At 42.8% G+C, this 19,964-nt stretch carries 22 protein-coding genes; all 22 read right to left on the bottom strand.

What is annotated here, in order from left to right; translation table 11 throughout:
• Window positions 1-37: 37 nt before the first annotated feature.
• Window positions 38-991, bottom strand: coding sequence for a nucleoside hydrolase (locus tag HMPREF9624_RS01000; protein WP_009536131.1), 954 nt, complete (start codon window positions 989-991; stop codon window positions 38-40).
• Between the two features lie 2 nt (window positions 992-993).
• Window positions 994-2,109, bottom strand: a complete 1,116-nt coding sequence (locus tag HMPREF9624_RS00995) for an ABC transporter ATP-binding protein (RefSeq protein ID WP_009536130.1) — start codon at window positions 2,107-2,109, stop codon at window positions 994-996.
• Window positions 2,103-2,609, bottom strand: coding sequence for an ABC transporter permease (locus HMPREF9624_RS11910; protein ID WP_242822601.1), 507 nt, complete (start codon window positions 2,607-2,609; stop codon window positions 2,103-2,105). The genes HMPREF9624_RS00995 and HMPREF9624_RS11910 overlap by 7 nt, the downstream gene beginning before the upstream one ends.
• 293 nt (window positions 2,610-2,902) lie before the next feature.
• The gene (locus tag HMPREF9624_RS00985; RefSeq protein WP_009536128.1) at window positions 2,903-3,733 is read right to left on the bottom strand and encodes an ABC transporter permease subunit; all 831 of its coding nucleotides are present in this window, start codon (window positions 3,731-3,733) and stop codon (window positions 2,903-2,905) included.
• 1 nt (window position 3,734) lies between these two features.
• Window positions 3,735-5,048 carry an ABC transporter substrate-binding protein gene (locus HMPREF9624_RS00980; protein WP_009536127.1) on the bottom strand — a complete coding sequence of 438 codons (1,314 nt, stop codon included), beginning with the start codon at window positions 5,046-5,048 and terminating at the stop codon, window positions 3,735-3,737.
• 25 nt (window positions 5,049-5,073) lie between these two features.
• Window positions 5,074-5,793, bottom strand: coding sequence for a TVP38/TMEM64 family protein (locus tag HMPREF9624_RS00975; RefSeq protein WP_009536126.1), 720 nt, complete (start codon window positions 5,791-5,793; stop codon window positions 5,074-5,076).
• Entirely contained in the window at window positions 5,793-6,590 is a 798-nt protein-coding gene (locus HMPREF9624_RS00970) for a rhodanese-like domain-containing protein (RefSeq protein WP_009536125.1), read from the bottom strand. Before HMPREF9624_RS00970 ends, HMPREF9624_RS00975 begins: the two co-directional genes overlap by 1 nt.
• Before the next feature lie 158 nt (window positions 6,591-6,748).
• Window positions 6,749-7,834 (bottom strand): phosphotransferase, encoded by a 1,086-nt coding sequence (locus tag HMPREF9624_RS00965; RefSeq protein WP_009536124.1) that lies wholly within the window; start codon window positions 7,832-7,834, stop codon window positions 6,749-6,751.
• Window positions 7,800-9,398: a TIGR04283 family arsenosugar biosynthesis glycosyltransferase gene (locus HMPREF9624_RS00960; RefSeq protein WP_009536123.1), complete on the bottom strand. Its 1,599-nt coding sequence runs from the start codon at window positions 9,396-9,398 to the stop codon at window positions 7,800-7,802. The genes HMPREF9624_RS00965 and HMPREF9624_RS00960 overlap by 35 nt, the downstream gene beginning before the upstream one ends.
• 69 nt (window positions 9,399-9,467) lie before the next feature.
• On the bottom strand, window positions 9,468-10,439 hold the full coding sequence (locus HMPREF9624_RS00955; RefSeq protein ID WP_009536122.1) for a (Fe-S)-binding protein: 972 nt from the start codon (window positions 10,437-10,439) through the stop codon (window positions 9,468-9,470).
• Window positions 10,436-11,155, bottom strand: a complete 720-nt coding sequence (locus tag HMPREF9624_RS00950; RefSeq protein WP_009536121.1) for a TVP38/TMEM64 family protein — start codon at window positions 11,153-11,155, stop codon at window positions 10,436-10,438. Before HMPREF9624_RS00950 ends, HMPREF9624_RS00955 begins: the two co-directional genes overlap by 4 nt.
• Window positions 11,145-11,624 carry a hypothetical protein gene (locus HMPREF9624_RS00945; protein WP_009536120.1) on the bottom strand — a complete coding sequence of 160 codons (480 nt, stop codon included), beginning with the start codon at window positions 11,622-11,624 and terminating at the stop codon, window positions 11,145-11,147. The genes HMPREF9624_RS00950 and HMPREF9624_RS00945 overlap by 11 nt, the downstream gene beginning before the upstream one ends.
• Window positions 11,625-11,690: 66 nt before the next feature.
• A complete protein-coding gene (locus tag HMPREF9624_RS00940; RefSeq protein ID WP_009536119.1) occupies window positions 11,691-12,821 on the bottom strand; it encodes a sulfurtransferase in 1,131 nt (376 codons plus the stop codon).
• 403 nt (window positions 12,822-13,224) lie between these two features.
• Window positions 13,225-13,575: a 50S ribosomal protein L20 gene (gene rplT, locus HMPREF9624_RS00935; RefSeq protein ID WP_009534473.1), complete on the bottom strand. Its 351-nt coding sequence runs from the start codon at window positions 13,573-13,575 to the stop codon at window positions 13,225-13,227.
• A 25-nt stretch (window positions 13,576-13,600) separates the two neighbouring features.
• On the bottom strand, window positions 13,601-13,804 hold the full coding sequence (gene rpmI, locus HMPREF9624_RS00930; RefSeq protein WP_009428972.1) for a 50S ribosomal protein L35: 204 nt from the start codon (window positions 13,802-13,804) through the stop codon (window positions 13,601-13,603).
• Between the two features lie 17 nt (window positions 13,805-13,821).
• Window positions 13,822-14,343 carry a translation initiation factor IF-3 gene (gene infC, locus HMPREF9624_RS00925; protein WP_009429444.1) on the bottom strand — a complete coding sequence of 174 codons (522 nt, stop codon included), beginning with the start codon at window positions 14,341-14,343 and terminating at the stop codon, window positions 13,822-13,824.
• A gap of 270 nt (window positions 14,344-14,613) precedes the next feature.
• Window positions 14,614-15,249 (bottom strand): ribosome biogenesis GTP-binding protein YihA/YsxC, encoded by a 636-nt coding sequence (gene yihA, locus HMPREF9624_RS00920; protein WP_009536118.1) that lies wholly within the window; start codon window positions 15,247-15,249, stop codon window positions 14,614-14,616.
• 1 nt (window position 15,250) lies between these two features.
• A complete protein-coding gene (gene clpX, locus HMPREF9624_RS00915) occupies window positions 15,251-16,567 on the bottom strand; it encodes an ATP-dependent Clp protease ATP-binding subunit ClpX (protein WP_009428977.1) in 1,317 nt (438 codons plus the stop codon).
• 3 nt (window positions 16,568-16,570) lie between these two features.
• The gene (gene clpP / locus HMPREF9624_RS00910; protein WP_009536117.1) at window positions 16,571-17,209 is read right to left on the bottom strand and encodes an ATP-dependent Clp endopeptidase proteolytic subunit ClpP; all 639 of its coding nucleotides are present in this window, start codon (window positions 17,207-17,209) and stop codon (window positions 16,571-16,573) included.
• A gap of 207 nt (window positions 17,210-17,416) precedes the next feature.
• A complete protein-coding gene (gene tig, locus HMPREF9624_RS00905; protein WP_009428012.1) occupies window positions 17,417-18,751 on the bottom strand; it encodes a trigger factor in 1,335 nt (444 codons plus the stop codon).
• A 192-nt stretch (window positions 18,752-18,943) separates the two neighbouring features.
• The gene (locus HMPREF9624_RS00900) at window positions 18,944-19,423 is read right to left on the bottom strand and encodes a CYTH domain-containing protein (protein WP_009536116.1); all 480 of its coding nucleotides are present in this window, start codon (window positions 19,421-19,423) and stop codon (window positions 18,944-18,946) included.
• Window positions 19,424-19,528: 105 nt separating this feature from the next.
• Window positions 19,529-19,964 (bottom strand): group II intron maturase-specific domain-containing protein (locus tag HMPREF9624_RS11465; RefSeq protein WP_009536115.1); only part of this gene is annotated, 436 nt, incomplete at its 5' end.

The raw sequence follows: 19,964 nt of genomic DNA, 5'->3' as shown, positions 1-19,964 counted from the left end.
CTGTGCTCCTTCTATGTTAAAATCTTAAGCTTCTTTGCTAAGCAAAGGCCTCCAGCATCTTCCGCTTTACTTCCTCTTTTTCCCTAATTTCTCCAAAGTAAAGTTCTCTTCCTAAGTCTTTTTCTTCCGAACAGCCTGTTTTCAGACTCTCTTCCAAGTATCCTCTTTTCAAATTCTCTTCCGTAATAAGAATCTTTTTCTTTTTTCTAAAAAAAAGTTCCGGATAAAAATAATAGAGGACGGTCGTCATATCCCAGTTGTAAAATCCTTTGATACCGTACTCCCTGTCGTTATAGGCGAACCAATCACTCTCCTTTTTTAAAATATATTGGCCAAGGCTTGAATTTTCAAGTCTCTCTTTGAAATCGGAATAAGAGGTCATAACGGCAAGGCTGGCATTTCCCGTAATGATATGGAGATTCTCTCCGTTTTGCAAAACGAGGGTAGATGCCTTATAGTCTACGGAGAAATTGAGCTCCTTCATTTCCTTCTTTTCAAAAATGAGCGGTGCGGTAATTCCTCCCATAAAGTACATTCCTTTAATTAGACTAAAAAATTCCGGATCCAAAACAAAGGCTCCTGCAATATTCGTTAGAGAGCCGGTCACAATCAAATCAATTTCATGAGGATACTCTCTGGCAAGCTTTACAAGATTCCGGGAGCTTTCCGAGTCCCAGTCTTCCGGCTTTAAGCCTCCAAGCCATAAGGGAATATCCTCTCTATTTCTTTCCCTAAGCATCGTCCTTGTGTTTTCATAAACGACCTTGGTTCGGTTGTTTCCAAAGCTGGCACTGACGGCCAGAAGCTCGATGTCCTCTCTTCCGAGAAGATAGAGGAGACATAGTCCGTCATCCATATCACAGCCCGGGATTCCCATGGTGTTGTCGCAGTCGAAAATGATTTTTCGCTTATTTTCGTTTTGCCTTGCTCTATTTTGCATTTCCGTTTTTTCTGTTTCTGTCTTTTCGGTTTTTATCTTTTTTGTTTCCACCTTTAGTCCTCCAAAAGTTCTTCTTTAGAAAATAGAATAACTCCCTTTTCCGCTTGCAGTACCATCCTATACGGAACTTGCTCTATTTCCTGCGGTCTGTCCGATAAATTGTGAAGAACAAGACCGTTTTCATTTTCCCAAAAAACTCTCCAGCTGTCTCCAATACACTGGGAGCTTATCGGATAGAAAAGAGAGGCGCTGCTATAAGCTTGCGCTTTTTCCCTTGAATCGATTGCTTCTTCCGGAAAATGCATCTCTTCCGCATCTGATTTTTGCAGAGCTCCCGATGCCTTCTGAAACTTGAGCTGTCTCTCCCTTAGGAAAAGAGAATACTCTCCGTCCGGTTTTTCCGTCACAAAAGAAAGAAAATCCGTTTTAAATTCTCCTTTTTCCACCCTTCCGGGAAGGAAGTTGGCTTCCCCCATAAATTTTGCCGCATAGACGGTTTTCGGGGCATAGAATAGCTCTTCCCCTCTTCCGCATTGCAGAATTTCTCCCTCTTTCATTAAAGCAATGCGGTCGGAAAGGCGCAGGGCTTCCTCATGGTCATGGGTGACAAGCAAAACGGAAAGGCCTCTCTTCTCCCGCAAATGAAGAATAAGCTCTCCCATTTCCTTTCGAAGATTCGGGTCCAAAGACGAAAACGGCTCATCGAGGAGAAGCAGTTCCGCATTCTGGGCAAGTGCTCTCGCAATGGCCACCCTCTGCTTCTGCCCTCCGGAAAGACTTTCTATCGTTCTCTTTGAAAAACCTTCAAGACTAACAAGAGAAAGAAGCTCTTCTACTATTTTCCGTTCTTCCGTCTTGTTCTTTTTTTGAAAATGCAGAGGAAAGGCAATATTTTCTCCAACCGTAAGGTGCGGAAATAAACGAAGGTCCTGAAAGACCACCGTACAATCTCTTTTTTCGGGAGGAAGCGCAGTCAGATCTCTTCCGTTCAGAAAAACGCTCCCCGAAGAACTCGGAATGAGCCCCAGTACAGCTTTAATCAAGGTACTCTTCCCACAGCCGCTGACACCGAGAAGACTAAAGATTTCGCCTTTTTTTATTTCTAAGGAGCAGTCTTTTACAATAGGGCTTCCTTCCAAGTACACATTCAGATTTTCTATTTTCAACATACTTTTTCCCTCCTTTTTAAGCCTCGCAAAAGCATTTCCATAAGAAGAAAGAGCAGGAAACTGCTCAGTAAAAAGAGCAGTCCGTAAACACTTGCAAGATTTCTTTCTCCGCTCTGAATAAAGGGCACCATAATAAGACTTAAAGTCTTCAGCTTCCCTCCGCCAAGAAGCACCGTTAAGATGTACTGGCTCATGGAAAGAATAAAGGACATCATAAATGCGGGAATGAGGTAAGGAAAGAGCAAGGGAATTGTCACCTTAAACAGCAAATAGAAGCCGCTTGCCCCGAATACTCTTCCCTGCTCCTCCAAACGTTTGATGTTATTTCGCATTCCCTCCGTAAGATAAGTTGTTGCATACGGCAGGCTGTACAGCACGTGCGATAAAAAGACTGAAAGGTAGGCATTTTTAAAGGGAAGGCGCAGGAAAAGAATCTGTGCGCCCATGGCAAAAACCGAAGACGGAATCATAAAAGGAAGGAATATACAAAAAGAAAGCAAACTACTCTCTTTGTGTTCACTTTGCCATTTTGCGGTGCAATAGGCAGCCATTATAGTGCATAAAGACACCATGACGGAAAAAAATATGCTGAAGAGGCAATTAAAAAATAGAGCCTTTCTTTGAAAGAGTATACTCCGAATCGCTCTTAAAGAATAGTTTCCGGGAAGTATCCCGGGCCAGGTGTAACGCTCGGAGAAGCTCAGTAAAAGAAGGACCAGAAAAGGAAAAACAATTGAAAACAGAAACAGCATACGTATAAGCTGATACGCCGGATCTTTCTTTACTAGCATAGTTATCCTTTCTTCTTCGGTAAAAAGCGGAAATAAAAGAAGGAAAGCAGGAGCGAAAAAAGAAGCATGATTCCATTATAGCTTAGTGCAGTCGGACGATTCATAAACCCCCTTTGCAGTTCCTGATAGGCCAGGACGCTGAGTGCCCTCTCCGTTGTATTCCCAAGAAGATAGGGAAGATCAAAGCTTCCGAAGGAGAAGGAGAAAATAATAAAAAAAGCCGCAAGATACTGCCGAATCGATAAAGGCAGCGTAATAAAAAAGAAGCTGTATAAGGGACTCGCTCCCATGGTTCTCGCGGCTTCTCCCAACTTTCCGTCTACCGAATAGGCAAGCGGTAAAGCGAAAAAAAGCATAAAGGGTAATTCCTTCCAGATGTAACCAAGGATTACCCCTACTCCAAAACGGTCATAGACGAACTCCGGAAAAGCACTTTGGTCGGAAATCAGTTTTAACGCATAAAAAATCCTTGCCATAAATCCGTTTTGCGAAAGGAAAAAGAGCAGAAAAAGCGCTACCAAGCTATGCGGCATAATAATCGCAAGCTGCAATATCGACTTTAAGCTGTCCCAATTTTCCGAAAAATGTAAAATCAGAAAAGAACAAAGAATCGCAAGAAGGAGCGTAAAAAGGGAGGATAAAAAGGAAATCCGTAATGTATAGAAAATAGAGGGGAGCGTATCCCCTCTAGTAAAAATCTCCTTATAATGCGCTATACTAACATGTCCCTCAACAGTAAAGCTATCCCAAAGCCCCAAAAACAAAGCCAGTAAGAAGAGCCATGTAAAGAAAAGCTGCGGCAAGAGATAAAGAAAGGAGAAATTCTTTTTCATTTTACTTTCCTGCAACTTCTTCCTGCCAGATTTCCTCGATAATCGGAACCAGCCCCGCAGGCATTTCCGGAAGTCGCTTACTTAAAAGCTCACTCTGCGGAAGAACGCCCTCTCCGAGATCCACCTTGGAGAATTCGTCCTGCACCTCTTTAGAAAGCTTGGCATTGTCGAGCACCGGAATGGTCTTTAAGGTCTTATAGCGGTTTAACTGTACTTCCGGAGCCATCATCGCATTGATTGCCACTTCTGCGGCAGCTCTGTGCTTTGCATTCTTGGAAATAGCAATGTAGTTCGTGTTTCCGATTGTTCCCTTGTCGAAAAGGAAGGTCTTCGTATCGGGGGAGAAGCTGCCGTCCTGAATGCCGTTTGCCACGATGTATGCGGAATAGCTCATGCCCATGATGAGTTCTCCGTCGGAATACATATTCATCATCGTCGGTGCAGACTCCGGATAGGTCTTTCCTTCCTTCCAAAGGTAAGGAGCAAGCTCCTTCAAGTACTCCATTGCCGGCTTAACAAGTTCTCTTACCGCTTCCTTATCTTCCTTAACAGTCTGGAACTGCTCTACTCCCACAATATCATAGATTACATTACGGACAAAGGCGGAACCGGTAAAGTCGGGAAGTGCCGGATAGGTAATCTTTCCGGGATGTGCTTTCGCGAATTCCAAAAGCTCCGCGGTATTCTTCGGGAACTCTCCAACCTTGCTGTCTCCGTATAAAACAAGCTGTGCCTTACCGTAGGGTGCTTCATAGCCGTCAATCGGATAAGAGAAGTCCGTCTTGGTTTCCGGATCATCCTGATTGATATACTCCTTAAAGTTCGGCAAATCCGCTGTAAACGGACCATAAAGATAATCGTTTTCCTTTGCCGTCTTAAAGTTCTCTCCGTTAATCCAGATCATGTCAATATCGGATTCTGCAGTGCCGACCTTCTTCTCTGCGGAAAGCTGGGTCAAAATATCTTCAATCCCCATGGGAACACGATTCAGGGTGATGTCATAATTCTTCTTCAAATACTCTGCATAAAAGCCGTCCAACCACTGGTTTAAATGGTCATCTCCGCCCCAACCGTAGAAATTTACAGTCTGCCCCTTGGCTTCCTCTACAAGCTTATCAAAGGCTTCCGAACCGCTTTCTTCCGCCTTCTCCTCTGCCTTCTCTTCCGCCTTACTCTCTCCTACTGCTTTTGTTTCCTCCGCCTTCGCCGTAGTAGTGGAAGTTTCCGCTTTCTTTCCGCCACAAGCGGATAAAGCGAGCACTCCTGCCATAGCCATTGCTGTAAGGCGAGAAATCATTCGTACATCCTTTTTCATACTCTTTCTACTCCTTATTCTTTATTTATCCTATATTTTGATTCTGTTTTTCCTTACTCTTCTGTCTTTCCGTATAAAGCTGCTTAGCGAGGCCGATCAGAAAGGCCAGTGCAAAGAGAATTAATAGTCCGGTGACAAGAAGCTTTGCTCCTCCTGTCAAAAATCCTCCTACATAGGAATAAACCAGGGTTGCCGGAAGCTGCCCAAGACCTGTTGCCACCCAGAATCCCAAGAAGGATACGGAGCTTAAGCCTGCGGCATAACTTACAATATCAAAGGAAATAAAGGGAAGCAGTCTGGCGATTAAAATACTTTGCTTACCATGCCTCTCAAAAAATTCGTCAATGTTCTTTAATGCTCCCTTGGAGGTCAGCTTCTCTACCGGCTCTCTTCCCAAAGTCCTTGCAATAAAGAAGCAAAGTGCAGCACCGACCATGGCACTGCTCCAGGAAAGTAAAGCTCCCTTCCAAAAGCCGAACAGTGCAGCATTCGCAAAGGTAATTAAAAAGGCGGGAAGCGGTGCTACAACGGACTGTAAAACCATGAGCAGGAAGGAAATAGCCGCAGCATAGGGCCCGTAAGAGGCCACAAAGTCCTTAAGCTTTTGAAAGTCTCCCGTGGCGAAAACACGGAAGACTTCCTTCAAGAAATCTCTAAACGGTGCATATAAAAAGTATAGAGCCGCGACTACAATCACTCCAATAAACAGAAGAATCCTGTCTCTAAGGAAAGATTTTTTAGTCATTACTTATCTCCCTTGGAAAAATCGTACTCGATTTCCTTGGTGCCGTCTAAGCAGTTCCATACATTGGTATAACCCTTGCTTGCAATATACTCTGCGGCTACAGCGGAGCGGTTACCGGAATAGCAATGGGTAATGATTAAGGCGTTTTTGTCATCCGGAAGAATTGCGTCGATGGTTGCCGGATCATCGGCATTGACATTGACAGCAGTAGCAAAGTGTCCCGCCTCATAGTCCTTAGCCTCTCTTGCATCCACTACAAGGGCGTCCTTTGCCTGCTCCATAAGTTCAGAACCACGGATGTTTCCAAAAGTCTTTAAATCATAAGAGAACTTCTTTACACCTTCTCCGTTAAACACCTTGGTAAAACCGTTGGAAACAAGAATCTCCGCAGCTTCTCCTGACTTCTTTCCGGAATTACAGTATACAATAACATTCTTATCTTTCCAGTCTTCAATTCTGGAAACATTGTCCTTAAAAGTATCAATCGGCATATTGATTGCAAAGTTGATATGTCCTGCAGCATACTCTTCAGGACTACGAACATCAACAATCATATAGTTCTCTTTTTCCTTCTTATCTTCTACAATCTTCTTAATGGCATCGCCCTTCATTTCTTTTACTTCCGCTTTGCCGCTGTCCGTCTTCTCCTCTTTTGTCTCTTCTGCCTTCTCACTTCCCTCGGAAGCTGCTGAAGTCTCCTGCTTAGTCTCCGTCTTTGTGCTGCCGCCGTTTCCGCAGGCAGTAAGAGAAATTCCCATAGCAAGGAATGCTACTAATGCCAAACTTTTCTTTTTCATAATGTCCTCCTTATTGTGTCTAAATTGCATACAACAGTTCTGTATTTTATCATATATTTTAAAAAATAAGAACAATTATTCCTTTTATTACAGATTATGATTTAAAATAATCGTCTCTATTCATCGAAAAGATTGATAAATAGGAATCCCGATCAATTTTATGTCCGAGACTCCCGAAACAATTCTTCCACAGAAGATAAAAACGGATCCGTAAGATACTCTTTGATTTTACGGAAGGTATCTTCATTTTGAATATCTCGTCCTTTTTGATATTCGGCGTAGGCATAGGCACACCAGGAAAGCCCTCTTATGCAATTAAAGAGGATAAAGAGCTCGGTCTTCTCTTCTATACCGGAAAAGTTCCTTCTTCCTGCCAAAGCTTCCTTATAAGCATGAAAGAACAGATCTCTATCCTTTTCATAAAGAATACAATCCGTCTTCCAAAAGCTGGTAGTCGGAGCGAGGAAATGTCCGAGATCCTGTGCAAAATGCGCATAAAGCGGTTTTTCCCAGTCGATAAGATGACTGCTTATATCCGTCTCTGATTTTTCCTCAAAGTTTTTTTCTTCATCCTGAATCAAAAAATTTCCGGAATTTAATTCGGTATTAATGATACAAAAATCTTTGGAAGAAAGGGTTTTGGCATATTTTTCTTCGAGATTCACGACTTTTTCCCAAAGAGCATGACAACGCTCATAAACGGAATCCTCCTTAAATGGGCTTAGCTCATAGCTTCTTAATAAGGATGCCGATTCTGACAGCATCGCATACAGAGGATTTTCCGGAGAAAGGAGTCGAAGTTCTCCCCAATCCTTTTCTCTCTCATACTTCGTACAGTGGATATCCGCAAGGATTTGCCCTGCAACGGAAAGATCCGTTTCATAGCGAAGCGCCCTACCCTCCAAAAAATCCATAAGAAGAATGCCCTTATCGCCCTTTTCCTCTACATAATAGACCTTGGGAACTCTCCCACTTTTTTCGAGAAGCGAAAGAGCATGTGCCTCGTAGGAAATCTGCTTTTTTAGATGCATTTGCGAGCCGTGATTGACTCGTAAAACATATCTTTTTCCGCTTTCCGGATGGGTAAAGACAAAGTTTTCGTTGTACTCGCCCCTTGCCAAAAACTCGTATTCCTCTGTGACTTCCATAGGAAGATGCAAAGCCTCTCTATAGGCTCTCTCCAAAATTCTCTCCAGTAAATCCGGCTCTTTATCGAATGTCTCTATATTCTTTTGCAAGTGCATCGATTTCCTCTCCCTTTCTGTATCTTGCCCGAAGGCGATTCATTTTCCACATAATAAGTAGCTTATGAAAAAAGCTTCCGCTAAATCGCCTTTCGCTGGTAATCAATCTCTTCTTGCAAAGCCCCATGGGAATTCCCCGGCTTTTTAAGTTTAGTGAAAACTGATAATCCTCCATTAAGGGAAGATCCGGAAAGCCGCCCATTTGAAAAAAAAGCTCTCTTCCTAGGAAAATCCCTTGGTCACCAAACATCACCTTCCTGTCATAAACTCTGTGATTACTGATGAAGCTGCAAATGGTCATAAGGGGAGAAGACGGTTTAAAACGAATACCGAAGCATGCCACCGGTGTTTTTCGTAGAGCTTCTCGGATTTCTTCCAAAAAGCCCTTCGGTAAAATGGAGTCGCAGTGCAGGAAGAATAAAATATCCCCGCTTGCCTCCTTTGCCGCGCTATTCATCTGCTTCGCTCTCCCTTTCGGGCAAGACACGACCTTGTACTCTCCGGAAAAATGATTTTCCCCGCCGTCAGCAAAAAGAATCTCCGCCTGCTTCTTATATGGACGAAGTTGCTCTTCCATTTTAGAAAGCGTATCTCCCTCCTTATAGCAGGGAATGATAATGGAAATCTTCGCCTGTCTTAGAATTTCTCTCCCGATAAAGGAGTCCTGCAGAGCTTTGTTATAGGGAATGATCTGTCTATAGGCCGCGATATCTTCCCTGTCATCAATGTCTCTTCTTTTCTTTAAGAGGAGAAGTGGAATGCCGGTAGCATAGAGAGCCGTTTTTGTGTATTCGAAAATATCGACTTCCTGCTTTTCCGTTTCCGCAGATTCCGACTTCTCTATACTATTCTGCTCCATATTTTCTTTTCTTCCATTTCTTTTCTTGCCGGGGGAAAATATCTTATCCAGGTCGGACTTCTCTACCCTGCTCTGTAAACCGATTCCGTAATATCCTCCGTCAAGGCTCTCCCCCAGTGCATTTTTACCGGATCGCCCTGCAGAAAAGACTTTACAAAAGCCATCTTCGGAGAGAAACGGGATATCCGCTCCGACAAGATAAGAAAAGCTGTAGCCCTCTTGAAAAGTATAGAGAAAAGCATTTTCCATTTTCCTGAAAATGTCTTCTCCCTCCTGCGGAACGAACTCGGCATCGGGAAAGAGCTTTCTGAGTATCTTCATTTCTGCAATACCTTCGTTTCTTCCCTCTTGTTCTTTATTACTTTCTTTTTTCCCCGAGTCAAATGCGCCCTCTACTATTTCATTAGCAGTAGCGGAGGAGAAAAAGAGAAAGAGCTTGACCTCTTTCTCCTTTCGATGGAAGTTCCGATAGAGCTTCGCAAAATCTTGGAGCAAAGCAAGGTGTATATCCCTTGCTCCTTTCTCCTGAAGATACGGAATCAATCTGGTCTTCGTCTTCCCGGCAATCGGAAGCCTCGTAAAGAGTATAAGAGCCTGCTTCGATGTTTGGGGCTTAGCAAAAAGCGCTTTTAGAGCGTGCAATATCTTATTCTCAACAGGTGACGCAGTCGGAGCCTTAGACATCTTGTTTACTTTCGTTAGCATTTTCTTTGCTCCTTTCGACTTCTCATCTCCATCTATGTCTCCACTCTTTTTTCTCTTGTCTTTATCCCCTTAATAAAACTTGTGCTTAAGCCGGTTCCAAAAGGAGTGACTGTAATCCGCTTTTTCTCCTGTTTCCAGAATAAGGGGCAGAAAATGCTCGCTCTCTCCAAATCTTGCAAACTGCCCAATACAGGTTGCACAGTAGCTGATGAGCTTCTTCTCCTTCGGCCGACTTTCCGCCATTTCCCTGGAAAGCATAGGTTCCTGAATGAAGGCACAACCTCCCATACCGCAGCACTGCAAATTTTTCTTTTCGGAAAGCTCTCCCGAAAGAAAAGGAGAAAGCTTCGGAAGCCATCGTTTATCCTCTCTGTCGGGACAGGGGAAAAAGCATTCGTACTCTTCCGTAGATAGCTTTTTTCCAATATTTAATGCAGAAAGCTTCTCATAAATAGTGGTTATTTTTACATTGAGCTTATTCCCAAAGTGATAAAAACAGTTTGGGCAAACAAGTATAATTTCTTCAATTCCACGTCTTTTAAAATCCTGATTTAGCCGTGTGAAGATTGCTTCCGCTTCCTTCGTAAGACCCAGCTCTTCAATCGGTTTCCCGCAGCAATCGTAGTAGGGTTCAATCCCCTCCTTCTGTAGCAGTGCAACCAGCTTATCTAAGGTTTTCGGATAATAGGCCGGAAAATTGCAGCCGGGAAAAAGAACAGTTTTACAGCCCTTCGCCTTTCTATGATTTTGAAAAAGATAGTTCTTTTTTTCCAAAAGAATACCGCTGTAGCCCCTTTTTTTTAAGCCGTACTTGCCTTCTTTCACCTCTTCCTTTCGGTAGTCGAGAATAATGCCCCTTCCGTCAATCCCCTTCGGGCAAACCCGGGTACATTCTCCGCAAAGATAGCAGTGATAGGCAAGTGCTTTCAGCTTCTCGCTGTCTCCTATACAAATATCGTATTTTGTTAAAAACTTGCACTTCCTCTTACAGGCATTGCAATGGATGCATTCTTCCACTCTTTTATGAATTTCCTTCTTCATTTTTCTTTTTCCTTGCTATAATTTCTTTCTCTATTTTTCGCTACCTTGCTACCATTTTCTACTACATTTTTCTTTTTGAAGAGAAAAGAAGCCAGAAGAAGCAATACTAAAATCCCGAGCGAAATCCCGAAGTAAAGCATGGGATTCTTCTTCTCCGTAAGACCGGCAAAGGCTACGGTATACATTGCCGTCCCCGGAATCATAAAAAGGAAGCTCGATATGAAATAAAGAGAAAAGGGGATATCCGTGATACCGTAAGCATAGTTCTGCAGGTTAAAGGGAAAAACCGGTATGGTTCTCGTCAAAAAGAGGAGAAGTAAGAGATTCCGCTTCTCACCCGAAAAAAAATATTTCTTTATGTAAGGATTCTTCTCCAGTTTAGGCTTAATGGCATCATGGAGAAAGTATCTACCCATAAGAAAAGAGATTCCTGCGGAAATGCTGGCGGAAAGAGCGCAGAGTATCGTTCCCCAAAAAGCATGAAAGACTGTCCCCGCGATAAGTGCATAAGTAATTCCGGGCAGAGCCAAAAAAGCTCCTGCTAGGGCACAAAGCACGACATAGATAAGCGCGGAAAAAATAAAATTTTCCTCCGCTTTGTCCTGCAAGAAACGAAGAACATTTCCCTGAAAAATCTCTTTTACCGGAAGAAAAAATAAGGCGAGTAAAAAGAGAAGAAGGAAAAAAAGAAAAATCCAAAGCTTTTTATTTTTCATGCCGAGTCCCCTTCCTTAAATATGTCGAGAGGAATAGCACGGAAAAAATCTGCATAAGGACATGCACAATAAGGCTTGCCGTATATTCTCTTCCGGGAGATCCCACAAGAGAAAAAAAGTAAAGAAAAGAATACAGGATAAGCACTGCACTGTAAGAAACGGGGAAAAGCGGAAAAGCCTCTTTTTCTCCCCTCTCTCTTAAAATTTTTCCCTTGAAACAGAAGAAAAGTCTCTTTATAATAAGAAAAAGGGCTAAAGTAAGAAGCAGTAAAATCACTAAAACACTCCACTGTAAGAGGGAAAAGTATCCCAGCTCTTTTCCGCTCCATTTCTCTCGAAAGTAGACCATATAGCGCGCCATGCCCATTTTTCGCATTGTAAAATAGCGAAGAATGTAAAGCGCAAGAAGCATGAGTATTGTTCCCAATAGGAAAATCTTTTGTATGATTAACAGTACTATTTTTCTCATTTTCATCCTTATAAAATAGCACAGAAAGTCTTAAACTGCCTCTACTTTCTGTGCTATCTCGTCTGTTTATTTCTTTGCCGCCTTATCCGTAGGAAGATCCTTAACCTGCACTTCCTTATAATCGGAAGAGCCCGGCTCACCAAGCTGAACCTTGTTCTCCGGATCCATCTGCCACTGGAACCAACCGCCATCATAGAGGTAGGCATTCTTAAAGCCGTTCTCGTGGGCAATCAGGAAGGGAACGGAAGCTCTCCAACCTGTACCGCAGTAGAAAGCGATATCGTTTTTCTCAAGAGAAAGTCCGCTTTCCCCAAGATATTCTTCGAGCTTTGCAAGGTCAACTACCGTACCGTCCGCATTGTTATAGGATCCGTCATCGGTATCGTGTCCCCATACAGCACCTAAAGGCTCACCGGCTCTATCAATATAGGAATAACCGGAAGTCTTTCCTAAAAACTCATCCTTGGAACGAATGCTGACAAGTTTAAACTTTGCATCGTCCTTCATCTTCTCTTTTACTTCATCAATGCTAAGAACATACTCGGGATGTGCCGGAATCTTTACGCCGAAATCTTCATTCGTTGCAACGGGCTCATTGACCTGTTTCTCTGTCTCAAAACCTGCCTTAACCCATGCGTCGATACCTCCGCTTAAATTCTTCACATCTTCTACACCGGCCCAGAGAAGAACAGCTGCCAGTCTGTCATCAGCCGTATTTTCCGGCGTATTTCCATAGGTCACAACAACAGTATCTTTCGTGATGCCATAGTTCTTTAAGAGTTTCTCAATCTCTTCCGGACTACGGAAGTTCCATGTCTTTTCTTCCTCGATATCGTCCGTATTGACGTGAAAAGCTCCGGGAATATGCGCCTTATTGTAATCTTTATCCGCGTCCACAGGACCCCAAGCAGCTTCTAAAACCTTCACATCTTTTCCGGAATCCAGTAAAGCTTTAACATAATCGGCAGAAACATAGACAGTCTCCTCCTTTACAGAAGAAATATCCACAGCTTCTTTCTCTCCAGCCTTTTCCGTTTCCTTTGCCTTCTCCGTCTCCTGTGCTTTCTCACTTGTCGCTTCTGTAGTCTTCTCACTACTTACAGCACTTGTCTCCGCCTTTTTTGCATTACTGCAGGCAGAAAATGCAGTTGCTAACAGTGTGGCAGAAAGAAGTATCTTTCCATAGTTCTTCTTCATCTTAACCCCCCTCTTTTCTCCTAACTTCTCTTGTTTTCCTATAACTTATCTTGTCTTCTAAAAAAGAAAACAAGACAGTTCAAAACAACCCTGCCATTATAAAAACTTTTAAACAAGAACGCAAGAAATAGAATTATTGTGTTTTTTCATAAAATGTTACATTTATTTGAATACACTATCTATTCCGGAACTAATCCACTTTATCTAAAGCTATTCTAAGATATCGGATTCTCGGTATGGTATGCCTGTCTTGCGAAATCAAAATAATGCATACTCTCTCTCAATTTTACTAAAAAAAGATACCGAGAACCATGTCCCGGCATCTTATTCTTACTTACAATAAATCTCCTGTTAAGCGAAGAAGAACTCGTTCTTCACTGTCACAGATAGACAGTCATTTTTCTTATAATTTAGCCTTTGCGCTGTCGCACAATGCCTTAAATCCTTCCGGATCGGCAATAGCAACTTCGGAAAGCATCTTTCTGTTCATCTCGATGCCTGCGCTCTTTAATCCAAACATGAGCTTCGAGTAGGAAAGACCGTTTAATCTTGCTGCAGCATTGATTCTGGCAATCCAGAGCTGTCTGAACTGTCTCTTTCTTTCCTTACGTCCCTTGTAAGCCTCTGTAAGAGCACGCATAACACTCTGCTTAGCAATTCTATACTGCTTGGATCTTGCGCCTCTATAGCCCTTAGCTAATTTTAATACACGATTATGCTTTTTCTTTGCGTTTAAACCACCTTTAATTCTCATTTCATCCTCCTATTCTACTCACACTTTACAGATAAGGAAGAATCTTCTTCATTACCTTTTCGTTGGTATGGTCAACTACGATGTCTTTTCTCAAGTTTCTCTTTCTCTTCGTAGACTTCTTGGTAAGGATATGAGACTTAAATGCCTTATTTCTTACTAACTTGCCTGTACCGGTTAACTTAAAGCGCTTCTTTGCAGCTCTCTTTGTTTTCAGCTTTAACTTTGCCATATTTGCCTCCTGTGAATTTACTTTTTAGGGCTTAAAACCACTGCCATATTTCTTCCTTCAACCTTAGCAGACTTATCTACAATCGCGATGTCGGAAAGCTTCTCTCCAAAATCATCCAGGATATACTTGGACTGATTCATTCTGGACATCTCTCTTCCACGGAAACGCAGAGCAATCTTTACCTTGTTTCCCTTTTCCAAGAACTTCCGAGCTGCAGCAAGCTTCGTATTCAAATCATTGGTATCAATGTTCGGTGTCATACGAATCTCTTTCAACTCTGTAGTATGCTGGTTCTTTCTGGCCTCTTTTTCCTTGCGCAAAAGTTCATAACGATACTTTCCGTAGTCCGCAATACGAACTACAGGAGGGGTTGCCGTCGCCGCAATCTTAATGAGGTCTAAATCCGCATCGTGTGCCAACTGCTGTGCTTCTCGAACAGGCATAACACCAAGCTGTTCTCCTTCAGCCCCGATAACTCTGACTTCTTTGTCCCTTATCTGCTCGTTAATTTCCAATTCCGCATTCTTTTTAGCTGCCATAAGCTCCTCTCTGTACTAAAATCTCCGGTTTCCGGTGAACGAGATATCGCACTCCCGTACGATAATCCTGTGAAATCTTTCACTCACCTTAGTGCTCTGCTATAAATAGCATTTCCACAAAAAATATGGTGGATTGAAAGCCAATCCACCATTGAAAATATACAGAGTAAATAATCAATTTAAACCCGGGTCAGCTTTCTGCCGAGGTGAGGTGGATACCTACTTTCCTGTCATAAGACTGTGTAATTCTAGCAAGAAAAGCATCTCTTGTCAATTCTTTTCTTGCTCTTTTTCTGCAATTTCTTTCTCAGCCTCTTCTGTTTCCAATATCTTTTCTACCAGGTCGAGAAATTCTATTCTTCCCTCTTTCGTTTCCGAAGAAAACGGAATCATCATGCATTCTTTACTTGCTCCAAGCTTTGCCCGAATCTCTTTTAAAGCCTTTGCCCGCTCGGAACGCTTCAGTTTATCCATCTTGGTGATTACTACTATTGGTTCATAACCGGTAGTGGAAAGAATCCAGGAAAACATCTGTAAATCTTTTTCATTCGGAATCCGCCTTGCATCCAGAAGGAGAACGACTTCTTCAATATCTTCTCCGCTTTCCAAGTAACGACGAATCATTCTGTCCCACTTTTCCTGTTCAACAGGACCGGTCTTCGCATATCCATAGCCGGGAAGATCAACCAGATAAAAGCTGTCGTTCACATTATAAAAATTAATGGTTCTGGTTTTTCCGGGAGTAGAAGAGGTTCTGGCAAAAGACTTTCTTTCCACCAGGGCATTGATAAAAGATGATTTTCCCACATTAGAACGCCCTGCAAGAACAAATTCCGGTCTCCCTGTCTTCGGTAAAGTCGACTTCACTCCACAGACAAAGGGAAGCTCAACAGAACGGATTACCATATTATCCTCTTTTCTTAGACGCCTTTTTCTCTTTTAAGCTTTCCTTATTGCTTGCCTGAAAGAGTTCATAGCGTTCTCTGCGCTTTGTTTCATCCTTTGTAATCAGCGGTTTTGCTCCATCTTCCACAACGTCTTTCGTGATTTCCACATCACAAATTGCTTCATCAGAAGGAATGTCATACATGATTTCCGTCATCATACCTTCCATGATGGAACGAAGTCCTCTTGCTCCGGTTTTCCGCTGTACCGCCTTTTCTGCAATGGCGGAAATAGCATCATCGCTAAAATGAAGATCTACCCCATCCATCTCAAAGAGCTTTTGATACTGCTTCACCAAAGCATTCTTCGGAGTAGTTAGGATACGCTTCAAGCTGTCCACATCATGACTGGAAAGCTCCACGTCCACGGGAACTCGACCGATAAATTCCGGTATCAGACCAAATTTGGTAAGATCTTCCGGCTGAACCTGCTTTAAAATATCGTCATAATTATTTCTGTTTTTCTCTACAATCTCCGCGCCAAAGCCAATCGATCCGGACGCAATTCTCTTCTCAATGATGTGCTCCAATCCATCAAAAGCACCGCCGCAAATAAAGAGAATGTTCGTAGTATCAATCTGAATAAGCTCCTGCTGAGGATGCTTTCTCCCTCCCTGAGGAGGAACAGAAGCAACGGTTCCCTCCAAAATCTTAAGGAGAGCCTGTTGCACACCCTCACCGGAAACATCTCGGGTAATGGAAACATTTTCCGACTTCTTCGTAATCTTATCAATTTCATCGATGTAAATGATTCCGATTTCCGCACGGGCAACATCATAGTCCGCAGCCTGAATCAGCTTTAAAAGGATATTTTCAACATCCTCTCCCACATAGCCGGCTTCGGTCAAAGCTGTTGCATCGGCAATGGCAAAGGGAACGCCCAAAATCTTGGCCAAAGTCTGTGCAAGATAGGTTTTTCCCGTTCCGGTCGGTCCAATCATCAGAATATTGGACTTTTGTACATCAATATCCCTAACCTTAGACATGATTCGCTTATAGTGATTGTAAACGGCAACGGAAAGAACCTTCTTGGCCTCCTCCTGTCCAATCACATATTCATCCAAAAATTCTTTGATTTCTCTGGGCTTCAGGAGGTGTAAATCCGAAATTTCTCCTCCCGATGCTTCTCCCCCCATTTCTTCATCAAAGATTTCCTGGCAAAGCTCGACACACTCATCGCAAATATAGGTATTGTTCAAGCCGGCAATCATTTTCCTGACTTGTTTGGACGATTTCCCGCAAAAGGAACATCTTACTTTATCATCCGGTTTCATAGCCATATCTTATTTTTTCTCCTTGGAATCTTCATTCTTACTGCGCTTCTCAAAAATATGATCCACGAGGCCGTACTCCAAAGCCTGCTCCGCAGTCATCCAGTAATCTCTTTCCGTATCCGCCAGCACCTTTTCAAACGGCTGTTTACAGTTTTCTGCGAGAATTTTCGCTAAGTTCTTCTTGGTTCTTAAAATCCATTCCGCAGTAATTTGAATCTCAGTAGCCTGTCCTTGGGCACCTCCGGAGGGCTGATGAATCATAACCTCCGCATTGGGAAGAATCATTCTCTTTCCCTTTGTCCCGCCCGCAAGAAGAAACGCACCCATAGATGCGGCCATACCGACACAGATGGTCGAAACATCACACTTGATGTACTGCATAGTGTCATAGATTCCCATTCCTGCCGTAACGGAACCTCCCGGAGAATTAATATAGAGGGAAATATCCTTATCCGGATCCTCTGACTCCAAGAAAAGAAGCTGAGCAATCACAAGAGATGCAGTATCACTGTTCACCTCATCTCCCAGAAAAACAATACGCTCATTCAGCAGTCTGGAGAAAATATCATAAGAACGCTCTCCTCTGCTGGTAGACTGAATGACATAGGGTATCGTAGTTATATTTTGTGGAAATGTATATTCTTTCATTTTTACCTCCTTATAGTGTACCTGTCTTATCTTAGCACAGAAAAAATAATCCCCCTATAAACCCATAGTTTAAGAAAAAGACAGTCGAAAAATTCCCGACTGTCTTTTCCCGCCCACCGTAAAGTGCATGGACGTATGTTCATAATAAGCATCGTGAACAAGGCACACATTACTTCTTTTTTAGTTAAGTTCAAAAGAAAAGCAAAATTATGCCTCTTCTTTCTCAGCCTTTTCTTCTTTCTTGGACTTCTTTTCCGGTTTTACAAGCTTTGCCTTGGAAACCAAAGCGTCAATTGTCGCTTGAATATTCAATTCTCTTTTGATGGATTCCTTCTGCGAATCAGTGATTGTCTTAACAAAATCCTCTTTTTTCATACGATATTGATCACTGATTCTCTGCAGTTCTTCCTCAAGCTTCTCCTCCGAAACCTCAATGCCTTCCTTCTTCTGAATTGCATCGAGAACCAAAGAATTCTTGATGTTTGCAATAGCGGATTCTCTCATCTGTTCCTTTAACGCAGCCGGAGTCAATCCTGTAATCTGCATATACTGCTCCATAGGAATTCCCTGCTGTTCCATACGTCTTCCGTAATCATAGAACATCTGATCCAACTGCGTAGCCACCATAGGCTCGGGAAGCTCAACTGTAGCATTCTCCACCACCTTGGCAATGACGTTATTTTCCACTTCGGATGTAGCTCTCTTTTCCTTTTCTTCCTTAATCTGCTTCTTTAAATCCTTCTTGAACTCGTCTAAGGTTTCAAACTCGGAAACCTCAGCCGCAAACTCGTCATCCGCCTTCGGAACCTGCTTTTCCTTTACCAGCTTAACCGTTACTTTGAAGACAGCTTCTTTACCAGCAAGCTCCTTTGCACCGTAGTTTTCCGGGAAGGTAACCTTTACATCTACGCTTTCTCCGGCCTTCACCCCGATGAGCTGATCTTCAAATCCGGGAATAAAAGTACCGGAACCGATGGTAAGAGGATAATCCTCGCCTCTTCCTCCGGCAAATTCCTTACCGTTAACGGAACCTACAAAATCGATGGTGGCAATGTCGTTCTTCTTGATAGCACGATCGACATCAATCATTCTTGCATTCTTTTCCAACTCTTTGTTTAATCTCTCCGTTACTTCCTTTGCGGAAACGGAAACATCCGCCTTCTCAGCCTCTACACCGAAATATTCACCGAGTTTTACCTCCGGGCGAACGGCAACGGTTGCCGTAAATACCAAATCCTTACCTTCCGCAATTTCAGAAATTTCAATTTCAGGACGGGATACAATGTCTAAGCCGGACTCTTTTGCCGCCTCGGGATAACGACGGTCTAAAACCTCATTTAAAGCTGTATCATAGAAAACCTGCGCACCATAGGTCTTTTCAATCATCTTCCTTGTAGCTTTTCCCTTACGAAATCCCGGAACATTATAACGAGACTTTGTTCTCTGATAAGCCTTCTCTACTGCCTCTTCAAATTCCTGTGCCGCTACCGTAACGGTAAGCTTAGCCATACTCTTCTCAAGATTTTCTACTTTTACGCTCATTGCGCATACCTCCAAACAAATTTTCTTTTATAACGAGCAGTTCGCTTAATCCGCGTCCAAATTCTCGTTCTGCCGGACTCCGCCACCGGCAGAGCTTTCGAGGGACAAGTATAGCATTTTCACTGCATTCTTGCAAGAAAAAGAGGAAAAATCCTGCATCTCGTCAGGAATTTAATCATAACTTTTCCGCTTCTATTGAAAAGCCAAATCCGCATTGCTGTATCCGGCTTCTCCTGTCAGTTCTCGTGAAAACCAAGAGGGAGGATGAAAAGCTAGTGCTTCCTCTCCGGACGGAAATTCTACTTCAGCATACATTAATCCTTTTAAATCAGCTTTGAAAATATCCCATTCTATACAATACTTTCCGTATGGAATCCGATATCTACGCTTTTCAATGAGCCTTCCCTCTATTTTCCCTCTCAGCATAAAATAGGCTTCTTCTGTGAGAGGAAGATTATACTCCTCTCTTTCCAATAAACCCTTTCCCTTATAGCAAAGGATAAACTCTGTACGCCCATCCTTGTACTTTGCTTTTCGAATGCGAACAACAGGATTTCTGCACAAGTACCCCTGTTCCATATCCGAATAATCTAATTCATCTTTCCGGATAGTCTGCTCCTTACTTAAACTTTCTTCTGTAACAAGCCACTTCCTCTCAATTTCCACTCCCATATTTTCCCTCTTTAATAAATCAGCTGAAAGCCACACTATAATCGAGTAGGGGGAATTTAATCCCCCTCTCACACCACCAGTACGTGCCGTTCGGCATACGGCGGTTCAACATAACTTCAAGGCATGACGCTTATTATAATATTCGAGACAACTTATTAGTCCTGCTTTCGCAAGCACTTCCTCAGAGATTGCTCTTACAACACACGTCTTCGTGACAACCCATTGGTAGCGGTCACCACAGTATGAGGTTAGCCTCGCAAGGTCCTTGCCTATTCCCAGTTTCTGCAAGCCCCACTGTCGCTTCTTTGGTACTTTCCACCGCTTCCAAATAATAACCCGAAGCCTTGTCCGTAAATGTGCGTCAATCGCTGTCATCGCTGTTTTCATGGAGCCAAGGGCATAATAGTTAATCCATCCTCTTGTTACCTGATTGATTTTCTCTATCTTCTCCCTTACTTTTCCAGGCGTTTTCCTACAGGTCAGTTCTTTTAGCCTGCGCTTTATTTTTACAATCGAGTCTTGGTGCGCTCTACATTTCCAT

The organism is Oribacterium asaccharolyticum ACB7 (assembly GCF_000238075.1).
Lineage (GTDB): Bacteria > Bacillota > Clostridia > Lachnospirales > Lachnospiraceae > Oribacterium > Oribacterium asaccharolyticum.
Note: the sequence above shows the minus strand (reverse complement) of the source record. Positions and strands in the feature narration are given on the sequence as shown.

Bases quoted from the DNA above. Each gene is read 5' to 3' on its own strand.
- tig (WP_009428012.1), bottom strand. From the start codon at position 18,751: ATGAGCGTAAAAGTAGAAAATCTTGAGAAGAGTATGGCTAAGCTTACC.
- HMPREF9624_RS00950 (WP_009536121.1), bottom strand. From the start codon at position 11,155: ATGAAAAATAAAAAGCTTTGGATTTTTCTTTTTTTCCTTCTTCTCTTT.
- HMPREF9624_RS00980 (WP_009536127.1), bottom strand. From the start codon at position 5,048: ATGAAAAAGGATGTACGAATGATTTCTCGCCTTACAGCAATGGCTATG.
- rplT (WP_009534473.1), bottom strand. From the start codon at position 13,575: ATGAGAATTAAAGGTGGTTTAAACGCAAAGAAAAAGCATAATCGTGTA.
- yihA (WP_009536118.1), bottom strand. From the start codon at position 15,249: ATGGTAATCCGTTCTGTTGAGCTTCCCTTTGTCTGTGGAGTGAAGTCG.
- clpP (WP_009536117.1), bottom strand. From the start codon at position 17,209: ATGAAAGAATATACATTTCCACAAAATATAACTACGATACCCTATGTC.
- clpX (WP_009428977.1), bottom strand. From the start codon at position 16,567: ATGGCTATGAAACCGGATGATAAAGTAAGATGTTCCTTTTGCGGGAAA.
- HMPREF9624_RS00940 (WP_009536119.1), bottom strand. From the start codon at position 12,821: ATGAAGAAGAACTATGGAAAGATACTTCTTTCTGCCACACTGTTAGCA.
- HMPREF9624_RS00995 (WP_009536130.1), bottom strand. From the start codon at position 2,109: ATGTTGAAAATAGAAAATCTGAATGTGTACTTGGAAGGAAGCCCTATT.
- HMPREF9624_RS00965 (WP_009536124.1), bottom strand. From the start codon at position 7,834: ATGCACTTGCAAAAGAATATAGAGACATTCGATAAAGAGCCGGATTTA.
- HMPREF9624_RS00970 (WP_009536125.1), bottom strand. From the start codon at position 6,590: ATGAAAAAGAAAAGTTTGGCATTAGTAGCATTCCTTGCTATGGGAATT.
- HMPREF9624_RS00975 (WP_009536126.1), bottom strand. From the start codon at position 5,793: ATGACTAAAAAATCTTTCCTTAGAGACAGGATTCTTCTGTTTATTGGA.
- HMPREF9624_RS00945 (WP_009536120.1), bottom strand. From the start codon at position 11,624: ATGAGAAAAATAGTACTGTTAATCATACAAAAGATTTTCCTATTGGGA.
- rpmI (WP_009428972.1), bottom strand. From the start codon at position 13,804: ATGGCAAAGTTAAAGCTGAAAACAAAGAGAGCTGCAAAGAAGCGCTTT.
- HMPREF9624_RS00960 (WP_009536123.1), bottom strand. From the start codon at position 9,398: ATGCTAACGAAAGTAAACAAGATGTCTAAGGCTCCGACTGCGTCACCT.
- HMPREF9624_RS00900 (WP_009536116.1), bottom strand. From the start codon at position 19,423: ATGGGAGTGGAAATTGAGAGGAAGTGGCTTGTTACAGAAGAAAGTTTA.
- infC (WP_009429444.1), bottom strand. From the start codon at position 14,343: ATGGCAGCTAAAAAGAATGCGGAATTGGAAATTAACGAGCAGATAAGG.
- HMPREF9624_RS00955 (WP_009536122.1), bottom strand. From the start codon at position 10,439: ATGAAGAAGGAAATTCATAAAAGAGTGGAAGAATGCATCCATTGCAAT.
- HMPREF9624_RS00985 (WP_009536128.1), bottom strand. From the start codon at position 3,733: ATGAAAAAGAATTTCTCCTTTCTTTATCTCTTGCCGCAGCTTTTCTTT.